Source organism: Acinetobacter sp. Ag2 (assembly GCF_001005515.1).
GTDB classification, from domain to species: domain Bacteria; phylum Pseudomonadota; class Gammaproteobacteria; order Pseudomonadales; family Moraxellaceae; genus Acinetobacter; species Acinetobacter bereziniae.
In genome coordinates, this window is the sequence record NZ_LBNA01000006.1 from 1 (window position 1) to 4,274 (window position 4,274).

Sequence of the window (4,274 nt, forward strand, 5' to 3'; positions counted from 1 at the left end):
GATTGATAGAGATTGATAGAAATCAAATCTTTTCTCATTATTTTAAATTAATAATCTCATCTATTTCTAATAAAAAAATCCCCGCAATAAGCGGGGATTTTTTTATCTAGTGTTTTAATTCAAAATTAAACACGTTCGATAATGGTCGCAATACCTTGACCAAGACCGATACACATGGTTGCAAGACCGATTTGTGTATCTTGTTGCTCCATCACGTTCAACAATGTTGTAGTGATACGCGCACCAGAACAGCCCAATGGGTGACCCAATGCAATCGCACCGCCGTTCAAGTTGATCTTGTCTTGCTTGTCATAGATGTTCAAGCCTTTCATTACAGAAAGACCCTGAGCAGCAAATGCTTCGTTTAACTCGATGGTTTGGATATCATCCATCGTTAAGCCAGCACGTTTAAGCGCTTTTTGAGTTGCAGGAACAGGACCATAACCCATGATTGCAGCATCACAGCCTGCAATTGCCATAGAGCGAATCACCGCACGTGGCTTAAGACCTAAAGCTTGAGCACGTTCAGCAGACATCAATAACATTGCAGACGCGCCGTCAGACAATGCAGAAGAAGTCGCAGCAGTTACAGTACCGCCTTTAGGGTCAAATACAGGACGCAATGCTTTAAATGCTTCAATGTTTGCATCTGGACGAATCACTTCATCGATGTCACATAGAATTTTAAAGCCATTGGCATCATGACCTTCAACACCAATGATTTCGTTTTTAAAACGACCTTCTTGTGTTGCAGCCCAAGCACGACGGTGAGATTCAACACCAAATGCATCTTGTTCATCACGGCTAATGCCGTTCATACGACCTAACATTTCAGCAGTTAAGCCCATCATGTTAGATGCTTTTGCATAGTGTTTTGATGCTTCAGGGTTAAGGTCGATGCCATGCATCATACCTACGTGCCCCATATGCTCTACACCACCCACGATGAAGATATCACCTTGGTTTGTTGCAATTTGAGCAGCAGCAGTATGGATGGATTGCATAGAAGAACCGCAAAGACGGTTAACCGTTTGACCACCAACAGTTTTTGGTAAATCAGCCAACAATACGATGTTACGACCAATGTTCATACCTTGTTCTAAAGTTTGGTTCACACATCCCCAAATTAGATCTTCAACTTCATTGACATCAAACTGGTTACGAGCAACTAAAGCACGTACTAATTCAGCAGATAAGCTGTCCGCACGTACATTACGGAACATACCGTTTTTGGTTTTACCCATTGCAGAACGTACGCCATCAACGATGACAACGTCACGTGGATTTAAAGTAGCCATTCACGTTGCTCCTTAACCGTAGAATTTTTTGTTGTTAGCAGCCATGTCACGCAACATTTGTGGCGCTTCATAAGCTTTACCTAAGTGTGCGTATTTGTCGCAAAGTGCTACATATTCAGCTACACCAGTTTGGTCGATGTAACGCGCAGGACCACCACGGAATGGAGGGAAACCAACACCCATGATCATTGCCATATCTGCTTCAGACGCAGTTGCAACAATGTTGTCTTCTAAGCAACGAACAGTTTCGTTACAGAACGCAAGCATCATACGGTCAATAATTTCTTGTGGATCAAACTCATGTTTTTCAGTTGTTGCCATAGTTGCAACAAGATCATATGCAGTTGGATCAACAGTTTTAGCTTTTTTGCCTTTACGATCGAGTTCATATTTATAGAAACCTACGTCGTTCTTTTGACCAAGACGTTTGTTTTCATACATGATTTCGATTGCACCTTTGTAGTCAGGCTTCATACGGTCTGGGAAACCTTCAGCCATAACTTCTGCACCATGAACACCTGTGTCGATCCCTACAACGTCGATGAGGTATGCAGGACCCATAGGCCAGCCGAATTTTTCCATGACTTTATCCACTTGCTGGAAGTCAGCACCATCTTTAAGAAGAAGGTCAAACGCACCAAAGTAAGGGAACAATACACGGTTAACAAGGAAGCCAGGGCAGTCGTTTACAACGATTGGTGTTTTACCCATTTTCTGAGCAAGTACTACAGTTGTGGCAATTGCTTCTTCAGAAGTTTTTTCACCACGGATCACTTCAACCAACGGCATCATGTGCACAGGGTTAAAGAAGTGCATACCGACAAAGTTTTCAGGACGAGCCAAGGCTTGAGCAAGACGTGTAATAGAAATCGTTGAAGTATTCGATGCAATGATCGTATTGTCACGCACTTTCGCTTCAGTATCTTTCAATACAGCTTCTTTGATTTTTGGATTTTCAGTCACCGCTTCAATCACGATATCGACTTCTTTAAACTCGTCATAGCTTAAAGTTGGGCGGATACGTGCAAGCGTTTCCCCCATTTTTGCAGGTGTCATCTTTTTACGTTCAACTTGTTTAGTCAACAATTTGTTCGCTTCTGACATACCCAATGCAAGTTGTGGGTTGCCAATGTCTTTCATGATGATCGGTGTGCCTTTGCTCGCCGCTTGGTAAGCAATACCACCACCCATAATACCCGCACCTAAAACAGCTGCTTGGTTAACAGCGTGAGCACCTTTTTCATGCTTTTTAGATGCTTTTTTCACAACTTGGTCGTTGATGAATAAGCCAATCAAAGCACCTGCTTGTGGTGTAATCGCTGCTTTAGCAAATGCTTCAGCTTCAATTTTTAACGCAGCATCACGTTTTTGGCTAACGCCTGCTTGAAGTGAATCAAGAAGAAGTTTTGGCGCAGGGTATTGGGCTGGATTTGCTTTAGCCAGTACCACACCTTTAGATGAGTTAAACGCCATCATTTGTTCAAGCATGTCTAATTTAACAGGCTCTAATTTTTCTTGACGTTTTGCTTTCCAGTCCAAACGACCAGAAATCGCTTGCTTGACAAGATCAATCGCAGCTTCTTGTAATTTGTCAGCAGCGACAACAGCGTCTACTGCACCGTCTTTAAGTGCAGCTTCAGGGCGTTTGCTTGCAGACGTTGCAATCCACTCTACAGCGTTATCAATACCGATCAAACGGCTTAAACGAACTGTTCCACCGAAACCAGGAATGATGCCTAGTTTAACTTCAGGTAAGCCTACAGTTGCAGTCGTTGACATGACACGGTAGTCACATACCAAACACATTTCAAAACCGCCACCCAAAGCAATGCCATTGATCGCAGCAACTTTAGGAATTTCTAAGTCTTCAAACGCATTGAAGATTTCGTGAACAGGCATTGCCCATTCTACAATCGCACTTTCGCCTTGCTTAAAGTTATCACCGAACTCAGTGATGTCGGCACCAACGATGAATGTAGATTTACCAGAAGTAACGATTAAACCTTTCACTTCACTGTTATTTTTTACAGCTTCAATAGCAGCTTTAAAGTCTTCAATCGTTGCACGGTTGAATTTGTTAACCGACTCACCTTGTAAGTCAAAGCGGAATTCTGCAATTCCGTCCGAAAGCAATTGGACGGTAATGGCATTGCCAGCGTGGATCATGCCCTGATCTCCTTTTTTGGAGGACTTCTAAGTTGATGTTCTGAAGTGTGTATGCTTTTCCCGCACACATTTCGACTTCACTAATCTTACGATAACTATATCTAAAAATAACCTAACAAGTTGTATCAAGCCGTGACGCAAGGGTCATCAATTTTTTTTGGATATCATATTGATTTAACCTGTTGAATTTTAAGAAATGTAAGTGATTTTTGTGTAAGTGTTTATATTTTATCAATTTAATTTATATTTTATTGAGCATTCTTTCACAAAAGGATTGAGCTGAAATATTAAATTAGGTTTGTTATTTCTGTCATTTAGGTCAACTGAGTTTTAAATATGAATTAATTTTTTAGAAATTCTTAAAAAACAATTGAATAATATTTGTCATATATATAATATTTTATGCGACGTTTATCACAAAAAAGAACTAATCATGTCTATACAAAACAAAAAACTCACGTTGATGGCTATTTCTGTATGTCTTCTTGTCGTCGGCTGTGGTGGTGGTGGAGATTCTTCTTCATCAAATTCCTCAAACTCTACAACAACCGAAGACAATTTAGAAAATGGAACTCGATATGGTAATCCCCCCTCAAAATAATTGAACACAAAAGTAGAAAATCGAATAATCCTGTTCAAGGAGATTTTTTATGAAAACATCTAAATATTCAGATAGCTTAATCATGAGTATTTTAAAACAAGCTGAATCAGGACCACCTGTGCCTAACTTATGCCGTGAACATGGTATGAGTTCCGCTACATTTTATAAATGGAAAGCGAAATATGGAGGTATGGATATTTCAATGATGA

Annotated in this window: 4 protein-coding genes; 2 read left to right on the forward strand and 2 right to left on the reverse strand. The window is 40.5% G+C overall.

The annotated features are described in order from the left end of the window. Positions 1 to 125 precede the first annotated feature (125 nt). Positions 126 to 1,298, reverse strand: a complete 1,173-nt coding sequence (fadA, locus tag AAV97_RS00035; RefSeq protein ID WP_005035305.1) for an acetyl-CoA C-acyltransferase FadA — start codon at positions 1,296 to 1,298, stop codon at positions 126 to 128. Between the two features lie 12 nt (positions 1,299 to 1,310). Continuing rightward, positions 1,311 to 3,464, reverse strand: a complete 2,154-nt coding sequence (gene fadB, locus AAV97_RS00040; protein WP_046759454.1) for a fatty acid oxidation complex subunit alpha FadB — start codon at positions 3,462 to 3,464, stop codon at positions 1,311 to 1,313. 433 nt (positions 3,465 to 3,897) lie between these two features. Here fadB and AAV97_RS20710 point away from each other — a divergent pair, with 433 nt between their 5' ends. Both AAV97_RS20710 and AAV97_RS00045 read left to right on the forward strand, forming a co-directional pair. Then, entirely contained in the window at positions 3,898 to 4,065 is a 168-nt protein-coding gene (locus AAV97_RS20710) for a hypothetical protein (RefSeq protein ID WP_155769238.1), read from the forward strand. A 49-nt stretch (positions 4,066 to 4,114) separates the two neighbouring features. Further along, positions 4,115 to 4,274 (forward strand): transposase (locus AAV97_RS00045; RefSeq protein WP_046759455.1); only part of this gene is annotated, 160 nt, incomplete at its 3' end.

Coding starts and splice junctions, on each gene's coding strand:
- fadA (WP_005035305.1), bottom strand. CDS start 1,298: ATGGCTACTTTAAATCCACGTGACGTTGTCATCGTTGATGGCGTACGT.
- fadB (WP_046759454.1), bottom strand. CDS start 3,464: ATGATCCACGCTGGCAATGCCATTACCGTCCAATTGCTTTCGGACGGA.
- AAV97_RS20710 (WP_155769238.1), top strand. CDS start 3,898: ATGTCTATACAAAACAAAAAACTCACGTTGATGGCTATTTCTGTATGT.